The following is an 18,287-nucleotide window of genomic DNA, read 5'->3' on the forward strand; positions in this document are numbered from 1 at the left end:
CATTGCCGGTATCTGCTGGTCCTCTGCAATCACCGTGGCCAAGGCTGGCTGCACAGCACGACCCTCACTCATCCAGGCGCCTGCTGCGCTCTGCACGAAGCCCAGGCCGCGGAAGAACGCGGCCTGCGGAGTCAGTGCGTCTTCATCGCATCAAGCCAGACCTGCAAGCAGCGATTCCTTGCCTGCACGCCGTCACGCCACCGCATCACCGCACTCAGCCTTCCCGCAACCAACGTGCCACCTGGGGGGCGAAGTAGGTCAGCACGCCATCGGCGCCGGCGCGCTTGAATGCCATCAGCGCTTCCAGCACGCAACGACGTTCGTCCAGCCAGCCATTGGCGGCCGCCGCCTTGAGCATCGCGTACTCGCCGCTGACCTGATAGGCGAAGGTGGGCACGCGGAATTCCTGCTTCACCCGCCGCACCACATCCAGATACGGCATGCCCGGCTTGACCATCACCATGTCGGCGCCCTCTTCCAGGTCCAGCGCGATCTCGCGCATCGCCTCGTCGCTGTTGGCCGGATCCATCTGATAGGTGGTCTTGTCGGCCTTGCCGAGATTGCCGGCGCTGCCGACCGCATCGCGGAACGGACCGTAGAACGCCGAGGCGTACTTGGCAGAGTAGGCCATGATGCGCACGTTGAGATGGTCCTGCGCATCCAGCGCGCGGCGGATCGCACCGATGCGGCCATCCATCATGTCCGAGGGCGAGATGATGTCCACACCGGCTTCGGCGTGCGACAGCGATTGCCTGACCAGCGCCTCGACGGTGATCTCGTTGAGCACATAGCCCTTGGCGTCGATGAGGCCGTCCTGGCCGTGCGTGGTGTACGGGTCCAGCGCCACGTCGGTCATGATGCCGAGCTCGGGAAAGCGCGCCTTGAGCGCACGTACCGCACGCTGCGCCAGGCCGTCCGGATTCCAGGCTTCGGCCGCGTCCAGGCTCTTGCCGGCCGGGTCGATCACCGGGAACAGGTCGATCACCGGAATGCCCAGTTCCAGGGCCGCTTCGGCTTCGCGCAGCAAGTCGTCCAGCGACAGACGCTCCACGCCCGGCATCGAGGCGATCGGCGCGCGGCCGGACAATTCATGCACGAACACCGGCCAGATCAGGTCGTCGGTGGTCAGCGTGTTTTCGCGCATCAGGCGCCGCGAAAACGCATCGTGGCGCATGCGGCGGGGACGGTAGTGGGGATGGGCCATCGTGGGCTCCTGTCAGCAGCCGGCAAGTTTACGCCCGCCATCCGCCGCCGGACGCGCTGCGACGCAGTGTCGCAGCGCTGCAACGGGTAGGAGCGCGCCGCGATTCATGCCAGCGTGATTCGCCGGTTCACGGTCGGCTCACCCCATAGGGAACGCGTTCGGATGGCGGAGGTGCCACGCGGCGACCTTCTTCATCGCCAGCCGGGGCAAGGCCCTTCCGGCTTGCGCGACCTGCTTGGGCGCCGCCGCGCGCTAGATCACGCCGCCGCCCAGGCTCAGGCGGATCACCCCGACCACGATCACCAGGCCGTTGAGCAGCAGACCGGTCTTGGCACGCCCGCGATTGCCGGCCGAGGTGAACAGCAGCGCGATCGCGGCAATCAGCGCGCCCACCGCCGCAAACGGGATCAGGAACCAGTTGCCCCAGCCCAGCAACGGGATGAAGGCCAGCACCATCCACAGCAGCGCCACGATGCCCCACAGCAGGCTGATCAATCCCACGTATCACCTCGACGTCTTAGAAGAATGGCCTGAGCTTAGCCCTGTGGCCGCCAAGACGCCGTGGGCAGGTGGTCACCCTGACCAATGGCGGCTTGGCGGCAGCCTCACGTGGGCACGGCTAGGGTGCGGCGAAGTCCGGCGCGATTCAGTCCGGGCGCCGGATCATCGTCATCACTGTCGTCAACAGGGGCCGCATCATGAATAAGCATGTCGTCATCGCCGCTGCGCTCGCCATGCTCCTGGCCGGTTGTGCCAGCAGTTCCAGGGTGATGCTGGGCCAGGCGCGTGCCCCGATCGACCCGGCGCAGGTGCAGGTGTACTCCAATGCACCGGTCGGCTCGGTGGAGATCGCCCAGCTCGAATCCACCAGCGCCGCCGGCTTCGGCACCCAGGGCCAGACCGATGCGGCCGTGCAGCGCCTCAAGCGTGAGGCGGCCAAGCTCGGCGCCAATGGCGTGGTCATCGTCGGCGTGGGCTCGGAACGCTCCGGCGGCGGCCTGTCGGTGGGCGGCGGCAGCTACGGCGGCCGCGTCGGCGGCGGCCTGGGCATCGGCATCCCGACCACCCAGAAGCGCGCGGCCGGCATGGCGATCTGGGTGCCGGCCGGGGCGCAGCAGCGCGCGGCGCCAGAGGTGTCGCCTCCAATGCGCTGAGGCGAGCCTCAACAATTCGAAAGCATTTGCGAAGGCAGTGCTGCAACAGGGCGCGATAGTTGGCCGATTCAAGCTCCATCGTGCCCTGCTGCGTTACGCCGTCTCGAATTGCTTAGCGCTTGCCCTGCTGCGCAGGGATGAACTGCGTCTCCACCGCCTTGGCCAGCTGGTCCGGCGGCAGCAGGCCCTGGTCGAGCAGGAAGTTGTTGAAGGCCAGGCGGTCGAACTTCTTGCCCAGGACCAGTTCGGTGCGCATGCGCAGTTCCAGGATGCGGGTGTAGCCATAGAAATAGCTGCCGGCCTGGCCGGGCGCGCGGACGGTGTAGCGGTCCAGTTCCTGGCGGGTCATCGCCGGCGAGAGGCCGACATCGTCTTCGAGCACCTGGCGTGCGCGTTCGCGGTCGATCAGGCCGAGGTTGAGCATCGGGTCGAGCATGGCGCGGGCGGCGCGCAGCAGGCGAAACTGCAGCGCGATCAGCTGACCGTCGAGTGGCTCGTACGGGACCATTTCGGCTTCGGCATACAGCGCCCAGCCTTCGACGTTGACCGAGTTGAACGCGAACAGGCTGCGCGCCAGCGACACGCCACGTTCGACCATGGCGGTGAACTGCAGCTCATGGCCGGGGCGGCCTTCGTGTGCGCTGAGCGTCCAGGCGGCCGAGCCGAAGTTGAAGTCGTCGTACTGCTCCTTCTTGGCACCATCGGCGGTCGGGTTGCCCAGCGGCAGCACGAACTGGCCCTGCTGGCCGGTATTGCCGATCAGCGGGGCCGGCAGGAAGTGCGGTGCCGGTTGCGCAGCGCTTTCGGCCGCGCTGCCCAGGCGCATCTGCATCGGGCGGTTGGGCACATCGACGATGCGCTGCTGGCGGATGATCGGGTCGATCTGGTCGATCACGCCGCGGTAGTGGGTTTCCAGCTGGTCGTCGGCAATCTTGTTGCCCTTGAGCGCGCGGATCACCTGCACATAATCACTGCCCTGCACGCCCTTGGCCTTGGCCACCAGCGGCGCCAGCTGACGCATCGCCGAGCGGGTTTCCATGAATTCCAGCTGCGCGCGCTGGATCAGCTGCTGCGGGGCGATGTCGATGCCGACCTGCTTGAGCTGGAAGGCATACAGCGGTTCGGGCAGGCGGGTGTCCTTGCGTGCCTTCGGCAGCACCGTGGTGCGGGTCCAGGTGGCGTAATCCTTCAACTGGGTGGACATCGCCTTGAGCGCTTCGTCGGCGCCGGCGATCTTGTACTTGGCGAACAACTCGCCGATGCCGGCGACGTAGGTGTCCACGTTGGCCAGCGCCTGCTCCACTTCGCGCTCGGTCGGCTGCAGCAGGGCCTTGTTGCCAAGCTGTTCCTCGTAGCGCTGGCGGGCCAGCGTGGTGGTCGGCGTCGTGCCCGGCACCAGGCCCACGTAACGCTTGAGGCGATCCAGCGCCTTGGCGCGGCGCTCGGGCACGGTCTGGTCGGACAGCAATCCATTGAGGCCGCTGAAGACCAGCTGCGGCGCGTCGCTCCACGGCAGCAGGTAGCGCTCGTTGAGCTGGCTGCCTTCGATGTTCTGTTCGGCCGCCGCAATCATGATCTGCAGGTCCTGGCGCACGTTGACGTCGCGCTCGGTCGCCAGCTTGGCCTGCAACGCGGTGCGCGCCTTGCTCATCGCATCGCGGTAGCGCGCGGCGTTGTTCGGCCCCAGGTCGATGACCTGGTCGTCGTAGCCGGGCACGCCGAAGAAGCTGGCGTATTCGGGCTGGAACGGCGCCTGCGCGTTCAGCAGGATCTGCGCGTCGCCGTTGCTGGTCTGCACCCAGGCCGGCGTGGCAGGCTGGGCCTGCCCGGGCTGAGCGGTCTGTGCCTGCAATGGCAGCGAAGCACCGAGCGCCAGCGCAACGGCGAGAACAAGTGGTTTCATGGGGTGGATCCGCAAGTTGAGTAGCGCGACCCTACCCATCCGCAGCGGCTGCGGCAATGCGCCTTAGGTCATGGTCGCAGGAGTGCGGCGGCGCTTGCGCACCCGTTACCAGGCTGCAGACGTTGGCGATTGCAGCTTGCCAGGCGCTGCAGCCGGAGCCGGCGGCAGCGATGACATGACAACGTCCTTGTAGGCCAAGTATTGGGGCACGACTGCAGATGACCTCGGCGGTGAGCAACACCACGGCGCGGCCAACATCGCCGCGGGGCCGCGGCGGCCGCCGCTGTACCACTGCAGTGGCCGCGTCCCCTGCAGCCGGCCGCCGGCCGCTCAGGGCATCAGGCAGCGCTGGATGAAGGCCTCCGCGGTCTTGTAGCGATGCAAGGCGGTGCTGCCGGACAACCCATGCTTGGCACCGGGATAGGTCATCAATTCGAAGGCGGTGCCGCGCGCCTGCAACGCGCTCATCAGCGCGGTGGAGTTGGTGAACAGCACGTTGTCGTCGGCCATGCCGTGGATCAGCAGCAGCCTGGCGCGCAGGCCGTCCAGATGGGTGGCGATGCGCGCGTCGCGGTAACCGCCGGCGTTGCTGGCCGGCAGGTCCATGTAACGCTCGGTGTAGTGGGTGTCGTACAGCCCCCAATCGGTGACCGGTGCGCCGGCCACGCCGCAGGCGTAGGCCTCGCTGTGCCTGGCCAGCAGCATCAGCGTCATGTAGCCGCCGTTGGACCAGCCCTGCACGCCGATGCGGGCCGGATCGACCCAGCGCTGCGCCTTGAGCCAGGCCACACCCTGCAACTGATCGTCCACTTCGACTGCGCCCTGCCTGCCGTACAGCGCACCGCCGAAGGCGCGGCCACGCCGCGGCGTGCCGCGGTTGTCCAGCGAGAACACCACATAGCCGCGCTGGGCGAGGTACTGGTCGAACAGCGCATCGCCACGGCTCGGCCAGGCATCGAGCACGGTCTGCGCGGCAGGGCCGCCATACACGTACACCATCACCGGATAGCGCCTGGCCGGGTCGAAGTTGTCCGGCTTGATCAGGCGGTACTGCAGCGGCGTGGTGCCGTCGGCAGCGGTGAGCGTGCCGAATTCCACCGGGCGCTGCGCGTCGCGGTATCTGGCGTAAGGGTGCTGCGGATCGGCCAGGTCGTTCTTCAGCAGCGTGGCGATTTTTTCGCCATTGGCGCGGAACAGCTCGATCTGCGGCGGCGTGGTGGTGTTGGACCAGGTATCGACATACACGCTGGCATTGCCGGCGAAACTGGCCGCGTGCGTGCCGCGGGGCATCGAACGTTTTTCGATCGCACCGCCGGCCAGTGGCACGGCGTAGATGTGGGTCTGGGTCGGCGATTCCTTGCTGGCGGAGAAATACACCGTGCCGGCGTGCTCGTCGACGGCGAGCAACGCATCGACCACCCAGTCGCCGGAGGTCAGCGGGGTGAGCGTGCGCCCGTCTTCCGATGCCACATACAGATGCGCGTAGCCGCTGCGCTCGGAGTTCCAGACAAAGCGGCCGTCCTTGAGAAAGCGCAGATCGTTGTGGAGCGGCACCCAGGTCGGCGAGGTCTCGGTGACCAGCACGCGCTGCCTGCCGCTGGCCAGCGTGGTTTCGATCAACGCAAGGGTTTTCTGGTCGCGCGACTGGCGCTGGAAGGTCAGCCGCTGCGCATCGCGCCAGTCCACCCGCGCCAGGTAGATGTCCGGGTTCTTGCCCAGGTCGACCCACTGTGGCTTGGCTGCCGCACGCGGGGCGATCACGCCGAGCTGCACGGCCACATTGGGCTGGCCTGCCTGCGGATAGCGCTGGTCGATCACCTCGGTGTGGTCGGCGTAGACCTCCGGGCGCTTCTGGATCGGCACAGCCGATTCGTCGATGCGCGCGAAGGCGATCGCCGAATCGTCCGGTGCCCACCAGTAGCCGGTGTGGCGATCCATTTCCTCGTCGGCGACGAACTCGGCCACGCCATTGCCGATGGTCTCGCTGCCGTCGCGGGTCAGTTGCAGCTGTTTGCCGCTGGCCAGGTCGATCACCCACAGGTTGCGCGCGCGCACGAAACTGACGAAGCCGCCCTTGGGCGAGAGCTTGGCATCGGTGGCGAAACCTTCGCCGTGGGTGAGCTGGCGCACTGCGGCGCTGCCGGTCTTGCGCAGGTCGTACAGATACAGCTCGCCGCCGAGCGGAAACAGCAACGCGTGCGCGTCCGGCGCCCATTGGTAATCGACGATGCCGGCGAAGGCGGCGATGCGTTGGCGCTCACGGCGGGCCTTTTCCACATCGCTGAGCGTCTCGGTGCCAGGCAACACGAGCTTGGAGTCAACCAGCAGGCGGGTCTGGCCGCTGGCGATGTCGTACTCCCACAGATCCAGTTGATTGCGGTCGCTGTCCTTGCCGCGCAGGAAGCTCACGCGCGAGCCGTCGGGGGCGACCTTGGGTTTCATCAGCGTCGGGCCGGACAACGGCAACGGGCCGGTGATGGCATCGAGGGTGAGTTTTTCGGCGTGAGCGGTGGGGAGCGTGCTGAGCATGAGGGCAAGGGCGGCGAACAGGGCGCGCATCGAAGATCCTGTCTTGAGATAGCACACAGGATGCGGGCGCGTGGGGTGTTTGAGAAGCGCGGCGATGGCGCGTGTGCGCGATGACGGACTGTGCATGGTTGCGCGCATGTGCGGCAGCGTGGTTCTGGAGTCGTCCTCGCCCTGCCTTGCGCGGCAAAGGTGCGATGGCCCGATGGTCGCAGTTGGCGCGCTGCGGAGGGTGCATGCGTATTTCGTGCTGCGCAGGTTCCGGGGGGGCGGTGGGTCTCGCTCCACTTGCGTACCCTCACCCCCAACCCCTCTCCCGGGGGGGAGAGGGGCTCAAGGCACCGGGTGTGTCGCACGCAGTTGATGCACGCGCATGCCGCTGCTAACTCCTGATGCTGCTTGCCGTTGCTGCCTGCTGTTATTGCTGCGCAGTTGCACCAGTCGCCGCTATCGCCGCATGGGCTGTTACGCAGCCGCGCCTGCCGCTTTGCTTCAGCGCTTGCCGAACAGGTGCTTGCGTTCTTCCTCGCCCAGTGGCTTGCCGGCGTTGGGGTTGACCTGTTCTTTGAGCGCATAGGCGCGCTGGGTGGCCGGACGCGCGGAGATGGCGTCGTGCCAGCGCTTGAGATGCGGGAAGTCGGCGTAATCGGGGCGGATGTCGGCGTAGACCTCGATCCACGGATAGCTGGCCATGTCGGCGATGCCGTACTCGGGGCCGGCCAGGAACGCGGAGGCGGCCAGGCGCTTGTCGAGCACGCCATGCAGGCGACGTACTTCGGTGTTGTAGCGCTCGATCGCGTAGGGAATCTTTTCCGGCGCATAGACGTTGAAGTGGCCCATCTGGCCGCTCATCGGCCCCAGCCCGCCCATCTGCCAGAACAACCATTCCAGCGCGGCGATGCGGCCACGCGCATCGCGCGGCAGGAAGCGGCTGGTCTTCTCGGCCAGGTACAGCAGGATGGCGCCGGATTCGAACACGCTCTGCGCGGGACCGCCGTCGGCCGGTGCGTGGTCGACGATCGCCGGCATCTTGTTGTTGGGCGAAATCTGCAGGAAGGCCGGCTCGAACTGCTCGCCCTTGCCGATGTTGACCGGCCTGAGCGTGTAGTCCAGCCCGGCTTCTTCCAGGAACAAGGTGACCTTGTGGCCGTTGGGGGTGGGCCAGTAGTACAGGTCGATCATCGTGCGCTCCAGTTCGGCAGGGGGGTGGCACGCAGCCGCGCGCCTCGACGACCGATGGTACGACCAAGCCCGCGACCTGCGCGTGCGCTCGCCGTGGTGCTGACTGGAACGATGTGTGACGCGATTGCTCGCGGCCGATGCTGCAGTGCAAGTTGACTTGGTTAAGGCTGCGCTCACAAATGCACGACTGCTTCATCGACCTTCGCCTGTCCCGCCTGGGGCCGGCTTATCTTCACTTGGGGAAGAAATCATCGTGAGAGAGCCACGCACCCTGCCGCGCACGCGGCGTCTGACGTCTGCCCTGCTGTTTGCCTTGTCGACGCCGCTGGCCGCGCAGACCGCACCGCCGCCGCAGTCCGCGTCCACCGTTCCGGGCGCAAGCCAGGCCGATCCGGCCACGCTCGATGCGGTGCAGGTCACCGGTATCCGCGGCAGCCTCACCTCGTCGATGAACGTCAAGCGCGATGCGCAGGGCATCGTCGACGGCATCGTGGCCGAGGACATCGGCAAGTTCCCCGATACCAATCTGGCCGAGTCGCTGCAACGCATCAGCGGCGTGTCGATCGACCGCTCGCTGGGCGAAGGCTCGCGCGTCACCGTGCGCGGCGTCGGCCCGGACTTCAACCTGGTGCTGTTGAACGGCCGCCAGATGCCGGGCGCCAGCATCGAGGAATCCAACGCCTCCAATTCGCGTGCGTTCGACTTCGCCAACCTGGCGTCGGAGTCGATCTCCGGCATCGAGGTGTTCAAGACCAGCCGTGCCAGTACGCCCACCGGCGGCATCGGCGCGACCATCAACATCAAGACCAGCCGGCCGCTGGACAACCCGGGCCTGCATGCCAATGTCGGCCTCAAGGGCGTGCACGACAGCTCCAACGAGAACCTGCCCGGACGTCTGCAGGGCGACTCACTGACACCGGAAATCTCCGGCATTTTCAGCAACACCTCGGCCGATGGACGCTTTGGCGTGTCGCTGAGCGGCAGCTACCAGGAGCGCGACTTCGGCTACAGCCAGGTCGGCGTGCCCAACGGCTGGCGCTCGTTCCGTGGCGATTCCACCGCCTACGGCACCATCCCGCAGCCAGGTACGTCCGGCTCGGAGAACATCGTCAACCGTCCCGGTCCGAATGACATCTATTCGGTGCCGCAGAACCTCAACTACCGCGTGGTCGGCGTGGAGCGCCAGCGCACCAACGGCCAGCTGGTACTGCAGTACAAGCCGCTGGACAACATCACCACCACGTTGGACTACACCTACTCGGAAAACAAGATCCAGCAGCAGCGCAACGAGATGTCGGTGTGGTTCAACTACGGGCCGTCGGCCAGCGCCTGGACCAACGGCCCGGTGGCAGGACCGGTGAGCTATTCGGAAATCGTCAATCCGGCCACTAGCGACCTGGCCACCGCCGGCTCCAATGCGGCCACGCGCAACCAGAACAAGTCGCTGGGCTTCAACGTGGATTGGGCGGTCAACGATCAATTCAAGCTCAACTTCGACATCCACCGCTCCACCGCCGAAGCCGGTGCGGACAGCCCGTTCGGTTCCAGCAATTCACTGGGCGTGTCCGGCTTTTACCGCGGCACCTCGGTGGTGGATTTCAGCAAGGATTTCCCGGTGTTGCAGCAGCAGTTGGGCTTCGGCCTGACCGGGCTGGATCCGTCACGCACGCTGGTCACCGGCTCGGCGTTCCGCAACAGCTACATGAAGTCGGAGATCGACCAGGCGCAGGTCAACGGCGACTTCACCTTCGAAAACTATTCGCAGTTGAAGTTCGGCATCGGCAGCACCGAGGTCAAGAACCGCTCGGCATTTTCCAACGTGCAGCGCGACACCTGGGGCGGTGCCGGCACCGCGGCCGATTATCCGGACGATCTGTGGATTCCAAGCTCGTTCGCGCAGTATTTCGATGCGATCGATGGCAGCGGCAACCCGGCGCAGTTCGATCAACTGTTCCTGTTCGACTTCGAACGCGCCCGCCAGGCCGCCGCGCAGGTGGCCGGCGACGACGCGCTGTACCGCACCTCGCCGGTGTTCACCACCGACCGCCGCGTGACCGAAAAATCCAAGAATGCCTATTTGCAGTGGAACAACAGCTGGGACGATCTGCGCGTGCCGATCAGCCTGGCCGCCGGTGTGCGCTACGAAGAAACCAAGGTGGACGCACAGGCGCTGGTGCCGGTGGCGGTGGGCATCGACTGGGTCGCCAATAACGAGTTGCCGATCCGCCTGGCCGACTCGGCATTTGCCAGCGGCAGCGGCAAGTACGAGTACTGGCTGCCCAGCCTGGACCTGAGCTTCAAGCTCACCGAGGATCTGGTGCTGCGCGGCAGCTACGGCGAAACCATCGGCCGGCCCGGCTGGGGCGATATCCAGGGCGGGCAGACGCTCAACCAGATCGCGCGCCTGGAAGGCGGCACCGGCCAGGAAGGCAATCCCGGCCTCAAGCCGCTGCTCTCGCACAACATCGACCTGTCGCTGGAGTGGTACTACAGCGATGCCAGCTACGCCTCGGTGGGCTTCTTCCGCAAGAACATCGACAACTACATCGGCGTGACCACGCGCAACGATGCCTCGCTGGGCCTGAACACGCCGGTGGGCGGTGCGTACTGGAACGAAGCGCTGGGCAACGGCTGCGCCTCGGCGGACCTGACCTGCATCCGCAACTACATCTTCCGCAACCGCGGCGGTGCGCCGGGTGTGGTGCGCGGGACGGACGACTCCAATGGCAATGCCACCGGTGTGATCAGCGGGCAGCCGGGCGATCCGGTGGCCAACTTCGCCATCACTGCGCCGGCCAACCAGCGCTCGGCCTCGCTGGACGGCTGGGAATTCAACCTGCAGCACATGTTCGGCGACAGCGGCTTCGGCGTGTCGGCCAACTACACCATGGTCGACTCCGGTCTGACCTACAACAACTACGTGATCGGCGAGCAGTTCGCGCTGGAAGGGCTGAGCGATTCGGCCAACGTGGTCGGCTTCTACGATCGGGACAAGTGGCAGGTGCGTGCGGCCTACAACTGGCGCGACGAGTTCCTGGCCGCACGCTTCGACGGCAGCGGCCAGCCCAACCCGGTCTACACCGAAGCCTATGGCCAGCTGGATCTGAGCATCGGCTACCAGTGGACCGAGAACCTGTCGCTGAGCCTGGAGGCGATCAACCTCACCGACGAGGTGCAGCGCCAGCACGGCCGTCACCCGAACCAGATCATCTACGCCACCCAGACCGGCCCGCGCTACATGCTGGGCGTGCGTTACAAGTTCTGGTGATGCAGCGCTGTGGTCATGCAGTGATGTTCTTTTTTTAAGCGCTCCCGGCAGTGAGTCTGCCGGGGCGTTTCGCACGGCTCTCTCGTGGCGTTTCCCGGATGTGTCGCATCCGGGACTTGCCATGCCGAAGCAACTGTCCAAGCATGGGCCACGCGCCCCGCGTGATCTGCCTGCCCCCATGACCAATGCCGTGTTGTTGAACAACCTCGATCACCGCGATCTGCGCGTGATCACCGCGCACGGCGCCGCCTTCGGCGATGACGTGATGTCGGCTACGACCTTTCCGCAGGAATTCCGCCAACTCCAGGCGCAATACCCGATCGTGTTCCATCGCAGCGGCGAGCGCAGTTTTCAGCCGCTGGCGTTGCTGGGCCTGCGCCTGGGCGAGAACCTGTTCCTGGACGGTACGCGCTGGGATGCGCCGTACGTGCCGCTGGCGATCCAGCGGCAACCGTTTCTGATCGGCGAGCAGGCGGACGGACCGATGGTGCACGTGGACCTGGACAGCCCGCGCATCAGCCGCAGCGAAGGCGAGGTGCTGTTTCGCGAACATGGCGGTACCACCGAATTTCTCGACCACATCAGCCAGGTATTGCGCACCTTGCATGATGGCCTGACCGCGAGCGAGGCGTTCGTCGCACGCTTGCTGGGCTACGACCTGCTCGAACCGTTCGTGTTCGAGGCCACGCTGCAGAACGGCCTGGAATGCCGTCTGACCGGGCTCTACGCCGTGCACGAAGAACGCCTGCGCGCGCTCGACGATGCCGCACTGCTCGATCTGCACCGGCATGGCGATCTGGAACCGCTGTACATGGCGGTGGCCTCGATCGCGCAGTTCCGCCACCTGCTCGACCGCCTGCAGCGCCGCCATGCTGGTTGAGCCGCGCGCCATCGAAGAGCGACACGGGCTGGACCCGCAGCAGCTGGATCCGGCCATGCTGCGCTCCACCACGCCGCTGGTCTTGCGCGCGCTGGTGCGCGACTGGCCGCTGGCGCAGGCCGGCGCGAGCTCTGCGCAGGCGGCGGCCGCCTACCTGCGCGGCTTCGATCGCGGCGAGGCGGTGGTGGCGCAGGTCGGCCCGCCGGAGATCGATGGGCGCTTCTTCTACAACGCGGACATGAGTGGCTTCAATTTCCGCCCCGAACGGGTGCCATTGAGCGTGGTGCTGGAGACCTTGCTGCGCGATCTGCACAACCCGCAGCCACCGGCGATCTATGTCGGCTCCACCACACTGGACACCTATTTGCCCGGCCTGCGCGCGCATAACCCGATCGCCCTGCCACAGGCGCAGCCGCTGGCCAGCATCTGGATCGGCAACCGCACCCGCATCGCCGCCCACCAGGACCTGCCCGACAACCTGGCCTGCGTGGTCGCCGGGCGGCGCCGCTTCACATTGTTTCCGCCGCAGCAACTGGCCAACCTGTATATCGGCCCGCTCGATCTCACCCCGGCCGGGCAGCCGGTCAGCCTGGTCGACATCGCCGCGCCGGACCTGCAGCGCTTTCCACGCTATGCGCAGGCGCTGGAACACGCGCTGGTGGCCGAGCTGGAACCGGGCGATGCACTGTTCATTCCCAGCATGTGGTGGCATCACGTCCAGGCGCTGACGCCGTTCAACGTGCTGGTGAATTTCTGGTGGCGGCAGAGCCCGGCCTACATGGATTCGCCGATGAACGCGCTGATGCTGGCGCTGCTCACCATGCGCGACCTGCCAGCGGAGCAACGCGCCATCTGGCAGGACGTGTTCGACCATTACGTGTTCGATGCCGACGCGGACACCGCCGCACACATGCCCGAGTCTGCGCGCGGCGTGCTGGCGCCGATGGACGAGGCCCGTGCCCGCAGCCTGCGCGCGCGCTTGCTGCAACGCCTGAATCGCTGAGGATCTGATGCCATGACCGACACCACGCCTGCGGATCCACAACAGCGCCCGGTGCGCCGCGTCGTCATCGCCGGTGGCGGCACCGCCGGCTGGATGGCCGCCGCCGCGTTATCCAAGGTGCTGGGCCGGCACCTGCAGATCACCCTGGTGGAGTCGGACGAGATCGGCACGGTGGGCGTGGGCGAAGCCACCATCCCCAGCCTGGTCACCTTCCACCGCCTGCTGGAGATCGACGAGGCCGCGTTCATGGCCGCCACCCAGGCCACCATCAAGCTCGGCATCGGCTTCGAGCATTGGCGCGATGTCGACCGGCACTACATCCATTCCTTCGGCCATACCGGCACCGATCACTGGAGCGCCGGCTTCCAGCATTTCTGGTTGAAGGGCCGGCAGCGTGGCGTGGCGCGCGACTTCGGCGACTATTGCCTGGAGCTGCGCGCCGCGCAGGAGGGCCGCTTCGCCCACCTGCCCAACGGCGGCATGAATTACGCCTATCACCTGGATGCCGGACTCTATGCGCGTTTCCTGCGCCGCTTCAGCGAAGGCTTCGGCGTGCAGCGCATCGAAGGCCGCATCGGCAGCGTGGAGACCGATGCGCACAGCGGCTATCTCACCGCGCTGACGCTGGACAACGGCATGCGGGTGGAAGGCGATCTGTTCCTGGATTGCACCGGCTTTGCCGGCCTGCTGATCGGCAAGACGCTGGGCGTGGGCACCGACGACTGGTCGCACTGGCTGTTCGCCGACAGCGCGCTGGCGGTGCAGACCGAATCGGTCGGCGCGCCGGTGCCCTACACCCGCTCGCGTGCCGATCAGGCGGGCTGGATGTGGCGTATCCCGCTGCAGCACCGGGTCGGCAACGGCATCGTGTATTCCAGCCGCTACATGGACCAGGACAGCGCCGCGCAGGTCCTGCAGCGCAATCTCAGCGGCCGCGCACTGAGCCAGCCGCGGGCACTGCGCTTCACGCCCAATCAGCGGCATCGGGTGTGGGAAAAGAACTGCGTGGCGCTGGGGCTGGCCAGCGGCTTTCTGGAGCCGTTGGAATCGACCAACATCCATCTGATCCAGCGCGGCATCATCCGGTTGATGCAGACCTTTCCGCAGGTCATCAACGATGTCGATATCGCCGAATACAACCGCCAGGCCGCCGCCGAAATCACCCATATTCGCGATTTCGTGATCCTGCATTACCACGCCACCGACCGCCGCGACACGCCGTTCTGGCGCGATTGCGCGGCGATGGACATCCCCGACACGCTGCGCCATCGGGTGGAGTTGTTCCGCCAGAGCGGGCGCGTCTTCCATCAGGCCAACGAGCTGTTTGCCGAGAACTCCTGGGTGCAGGTGATGCTGGGCCAGGGCATCACGCCGAAGCAGCATCACCCGGTGGCCGACCTGATGGGCGATGCCGAGCTCCGTCATTTTCTGGAGACCATCCGCACGCGTGTCGATGCTGCCTTGCTGCGGCTGCCGGCGCATGCGGACTTCCTGCGGCGCTATTGCCCGGCACCGCTGCCCGAGCCGGCAACGCGGCTGCCGACCGACACGGCGCTGGTCACCGGGGCGGAATGAATTTCGCGCCCGGCAGGCGCCCCCCTTGGCTTAGACCGCCTCAGCAATGCTAGATTGCGGCTTTGCCAGCCATTGCGGGAACAATGGCCGGCGCTCGCCGCAGCATCTTTTTGCAATCGGGGTAAGGGGAACGCATGTTGGATCTGACACAGGGCCGTATGGCACGCCGGATCGCGCCGGTCATTTTGTTGGTCGGCCTGGCCGCCTGCTCCAGGCAGGACGACAAGGCCGCCACCACCGCGCCTGCCACCGGCGCCACGCCTGCGGCACCGGCCACGGCGGTGTCGCCGCAGGTGCAATCGATGGCTGCCGACCAGTTGCGCGCCTCGGCCACCAAGGCCTTGCAGGACAACCGCATGTACGCCCCGGCCGGCGACAACGCGGTGGAGTACTACCTGGCCCTGCGTGAGAAGCAGCCGCAGGACGCCACCGTCAACAGCGCGCTGACCGACCTGCTGCCGTACACGCTGATCGCCGCCGAACAGGGCATCAGCCGCGAAGAATTCCCCGAGGCGCAGCGCCTGATCGCGCTGATCGAAAAGGTGGACCCGAAGGCACCGGCACTGCCGCGCCTGAAAAGCGGCCTGGACACCGGCATGAAGACCGCCGCCAGCCGCTCCGAGCAGGATGCCGAGCAGGCCAAGAAGCTGGTCGAGGACAAGGCCAAGCAGGCGGCCGAGCAGAAGCGTCTGGCCGAACAGCAAACCCGCGAGGCGGCCGCCGCGCAGCAGATCGCCGCGCAACAGGAAGCCGCCCGCCAGCAGAGCGCCGAGGCCGAACGCCAGGCCGCCGCGCGCCGTCAGGCCGAGACTCCGGCGCCCGCGCCGACCCCGGCGGCCCCGCGCCCGGCGCCGGCAACTGCCGCAGCTGCACCGGCCGCGCAGTCGCTGCGCCCGATCAGCACCCCGGCACCGCGTTACCCACCCGAAGCGCTGCGCGCCGGCACCTCCGGCGAAGTGCTGGTGGAGATCACCGTCGGCACCGATGGCTCGATCACCGCCTCGCGCGTGCTGCGCGCCACCCCGCCGCGCGTGTTCGACCGCGAAGCGCTCAATGCGGTCAAGCGCTGGCGTTTCGAACCGGTGGCCGCACCGGTGACCACGCGGCGCACGCTGTCGTTCAACCCGGGGGGTTGAGTGGGGCGTTGGGCGATCAGGTAGTTCTGCATGCGGCTGAGTGAGTGAGTCCGTTGATTGCTTGGTCGTTGATTCCTTGATTGCTTGGTCGTTGATTGGTTGATTGGTTGATTGGTTGATTGGTTGATTGGTTGATTGTTGGCTCATGGCTCATGGCTCATGGCTGCCGATGATCGATGCACTGCACTCCCGGCGGATGTCGGGCGCCAAACAAAACGCCCGCAGCGATGCGGGCTTTTTGTTAGCTGGTGATCCGTACCCTCATCCGCCCTTCGGGCACCTTCTCCCGAGGGGAGAAGGAACTGCTAGCCCCTCTCGGGAGAGGGGTTGGGGTGAGGTACGGCGACCGAATCGACGTCACGCACTGCGCAGACAACAAAACCGTTCAATCAATCAACATCGACATCGACATGCGTCACCGCGCATTCGTACCGGCAATTTGCACCGTCCTCCGGCGCTGTGCGCCACCGTCTCCCGGCAGGAGAAGGGCATCAGCCGGAAATCGCCAGCCGTTCCTGGTGATAGCGCCTTACCGCCGCGTACCACAGCAGCGCGGCCAGGCCGAAGCCCGCCAGCAGATACACCGCCCAGGTCTGGGCGTCGATCTGCTCGTGGCGGATCACCTTGAGCAGCATCTGGTTCTGCGCCAGGAACGGCACCGCGAAATGCCACAACTGCGTCTTCAACGGATACGCCATCAGCGCATAGCCGGGCAGCATCGGCAGCAGCAACAGCCAGGTCATATGCGCCTGCGCTTCCTTCATGCTCTTGGCGGCGGCGGCCAGATAGGTCAGCAGCGAGGTGCCGATAAACAGCATCGGCACCAGGATGAACAGCATCTGCAGCATCGGCACGACGCCGACATTGAGCTGGCGGCCCAGGTTCGACGTGGACAGCTGCGCGCTCACCTTGAAGGCCAGCAAGGTCAGCAGCAACGACAGCATGCCGATCACGCAGGCGGCGGCGATCTTGCCGCTGACGATCGCGCTGCGCGGCGCCGGCGTGGCCAAGAGGGGTTCCAGCGACTGGCGTTCGCGCTCGCCGGCGGTGGCATCCAGGATCAGCGAGGCGCCGCCCAGGAACGAGGTGATCACCAGCAGCACCGGCAGCAGCATCGCCATCATCTGCCCGCGCTTGGCTTCGGCGGTGGCCAGATCCTGCGCGGCGATTTCCAGCGGCCTGCCCACCTGCGCATCGATGCCGCGCGCCAGCAGGCGCAGTGCACCGACCTGCTGGCTATAGCTGCCGAGCGCGGCCTGCAGGCGCAGGCTCGGCACGTCGGCCTCGCGCCGCGTGCTGTCCTTGATGACCTCCACCAATGCCGGGCGCCCGGCGCGCCAGTCGTCGGCGTAGCTGGCGCTGATGCGCAGTGCCACATCCACATCCTGGTTGCGGATTGCGGCGGTCAGATCGGCCGGCGCATCGACCGCGTTGAGCCCCTGCGCGGCCAGGAACCGCACCAGATTGGGCGCGTTCTCGCGGCCGAGCATGGGAATTTCCAACGGCTTGTCGATCTGGGTACGCACACGGCTTTCGCTCAGTGCCCCCATACCCAGGATCAGGATCGGATACAGCAATGGCGACAGCAGCAAGGCCAGTGCCAGCGTGCGGCGATCGCGACCGATGTCGCGCAGTTCCTTGCGCAGCACCGTCCACAGCGTGGACAACAACGATGTGGTGCTCATGCGTGCAGTCCCTCGTCCGAGCCGATCGCCTTGACGAAGGCGTCTTCCAGATTGTCCTCCCCGGTGGCGGCGCGCAGTTCGTCGGCGCTGCCGCAGGCCACTACCGTGCCCTTGGCAACGATGACGATGCGGTCGCACAGCGCCGCCACCTCCTGCATGATGTGGCTGGAAAAGATCACGCAGCGGCCCTCGGCCCGCAGTTGCTGCAGAAAGCCGCGCATGGCGCGCGTGGTCATCACATCCAGCCCGTTGGTGGGCTCGTCGAGGATGACGTTGCGCGGGTCGTGCACCAGCGCGCGTGCAATCGCGGTCTTGGTGCGCTGGCCCTGGCTGAAACCTTCGGTCTGGCGATCGAGAATGTCGTCCATGTCCAGCGCCGCCGACAGCAGGCGCGTGCGCTCGGCGATGCGCGTGCGCGACATCCCGTGCAGCTCACCGAAGTAGGCGATGTTCTCGCGCGCGGTCAGCCGCTTGTAGACGCCGCGCGCATCCGGCAACACGCCCAGCGCGCGGCGCACGGTCACCGGGTCGCGGGTGGCATCCACGCCATCGACGGTGACGCTGCCCTGGTCGGGCGACATCAGCGTGTAGAGCATGCGCAAGGTGGTGGTCTTGCCGGCACCGTTGGGGCCGAGCAGGCCGGTGATCTGGCCATCGGCGGCACTGAAACTGACCCCATCGACCGCCTTCACCGGCCCGGTCTTGGTCTTGAACGTTTTGTGCAGGTTGTCGACGACGATCATGCGTGCGCCTCCGTGGCGTGGTCGGTGC

13 protein-coding genes are annotated in these 18,287 nt (G+C 66.5%); 6 read left to right on the forward strand and 7 right to left on the reverse strand.

Features of this window, described 5'->3' with window-relative positions; genetic code table 11:
* Positions 1–214: 214 nt before the first annotated feature.
* Complete coding sequence (gene hemB, locus CPBF1521_RS19860; RefSeq protein ID WP_104584204.1) at positions 215–1,204, reverse strand: porphobilinogen synthase; 990 nt, start codon at positions 1,202–1,204, stop codon at positions 215–217.
* A 252-nt stretch (positions 1,205–1,456) separates the two neighbouring features.
* The gene (locus CPBF1521_RS19865; RefSeq protein ID WP_005989387.1) at positions 1,457–1,699 is read right to left on the reverse strand and encodes a hypothetical protein; all 243 of its coding nucleotides are present in this window, start codon (positions 1,697–1,699) and stop codon (positions 1,457–1,459) included.
* 203 nt (positions 1,700–1,902) lie between these two features.
* Here CPBF1521_RS19865 and CPBF1521_RS19870 point away from each other — a divergent pair, with 203 nt between their 5' ends.
* Complete coding sequence (locus CPBF1521_RS19870) at positions 1,903–2,358, forward strand: hypothetical protein (RefSeq protein WP_115678026.1); 456 nt, start codon at positions 1,903–1,905, stop codon at positions 2,356–2,358.
* 112 nt (positions 2,359–2,470) lie between these two features.
* Here CPBF1521_RS19870 and CPBF1521_RS19875 read toward each other — a convergent pair whose 3' ends face one another.
* The 3 genes from CPBF1521_RS19875 to CPBF1521_RS19885 all read right to left on the reverse strand — a co-directional run bounded on the left by CPBF1521_RS19875 (position 2,471) and on the right by CPBF1521_RS19885 (position 7,969).
* Positions 2,471–4,261 (reverse strand): DUF885 domain-containing protein, encoded by a 1,791-nt coding sequence (locus tag CPBF1521_RS19875; RefSeq protein ID WP_181901304.1) that lies wholly within the window; start codon positions 4,259–4,261, stop codon positions 2,471–2,473.
* Positions 4,262–4,591: 330 nt separating this feature from the next.
* The gene (locus CPBF1521_RS19880; protein WP_181901305.1) at positions 4,592–6,820 is read right to left on the reverse strand and encodes a S9 family peptidase; all 2,229 of its coding nucleotides are present in this window, start codon (positions 6,818–6,820) and stop codon (positions 4,592–4,594) included.
* A gap of 459 nt (positions 6,821–7,279) precedes the next feature.
* A complete protein-coding gene (locus CPBF1521_RS19885) occupies positions 7,280–7,969 on the reverse strand; it encodes a glutathione binding-like protein (RefSeq protein ID WP_115678028.1) in 690 nt (229 codons plus the stop codon).
* Positions 7,970–8,222: 253 nt separating this feature from the next.
* Between CPBF1521_RS19885 and CPBF1521_RS19890 the strand changes: the two genes are divergently transcribed.
* From CPBF1521_RS19890 to CPBF1521_RS19910, 5 genes are all read left to right on the forward strand, one after another.
* Positions 8,223–11,237: a TonB-dependent receptor gene (locus CPBF1521_RS19890; RefSeq protein WP_115678029.1), complete on the forward strand. Its 3,015-nt coding sequence runs from the start codon at positions 8,223–8,225 to the stop codon at positions 11,235–11,237.
* 178 nt (positions 11,238–11,415) lie between these two features.
* Positions 11,416–12,117 carry a SapC family protein gene (locus CPBF1521_RS19895; RefSeq protein WP_181901309.1) on the forward strand — a complete coding sequence of 234 codons (702 nt, stop codon included), beginning with the start codon at positions 11,416–11,418 and terminating at the stop codon, positions 12,115–12,117.
* Complete coding sequence (locus CPBF1521_RS19900; protein WP_115678030.1) at positions 12,107–13,120, forward strand: cupin-like domain-containing protein; 1,014 nt, start codon at positions 12,107–12,109, stop codon at positions 13,118–13,120. Before CPBF1521_RS19895 ends, CPBF1521_RS19900 begins: the two co-directional genes overlap by 11 nt.
* A gap of 12 nt (positions 13,121–13,132) precedes the next feature.
* The gene (locus tag CPBF1521_RS19905; RefSeq protein ID WP_115678031.1) at positions 13,133–14,695 is read left to right on the forward strand and encodes a tryptophan halogenase family protein; all 1,563 of its coding nucleotides are present in this window, start codon (positions 13,133–13,135) and stop codon (positions 14,693–14,695) included.
* A gap of 134 nt (positions 14,696–14,829) precedes the next feature.
* Positions 14,830–15,831, forward strand: a complete 1,002-nt coding sequence (locus CPBF1521_RS19910) for an energy transducer TonB (protein ID WP_115678032.1) — start codon at positions 14,830–14,832, stop codon at positions 15,829–15,831.
* Positions 15,832–16,322: 491 nt separating this feature from the next.
* On the opposite strand, the gene CPBF1521_RS19915 is transcribed toward CPBF1521_RS19910, so the two are convergent.
* Both CPBF1521_RS19915 and CPBF1521_RS19920 read right to left on the reverse strand, forming a co-directional pair.
* On the reverse strand, positions 16,323–17,516 hold the full coding sequence (locus CPBF1521_RS19915) for an ABC transporter permease (protein ID WP_115678033.1): 1,194 nt from the start codon (positions 17,514–17,516) through the stop codon (positions 16,323–16,325).
* Positions 17,513–18,259, reverse strand: coding sequence for an ABC transporter ATP-binding protein (locus tag CPBF1521_RS19920; RefSeq protein ID WP_104584186.1), 747 nt, complete (start codon positions 18,257–18,259; stop codon positions 17,513–17,515). Before CPBF1521_RS19920 ends, CPBF1521_RS19915 begins: the two co-directional genes overlap by 4 nt.
* Between the last annotated feature and the right edge of the window lie 28 nt (positions 18,260–18,287).

Source organism: Xanthomonas euroxanthea (genome assembly GCF_900476395.1).
GTDB lineage: Bacteria > Pseudomonadota > Gammaproteobacteria > Xanthomonadales > Xanthomonadaceae > Xanthomonas > Xanthomonas euroxanthea.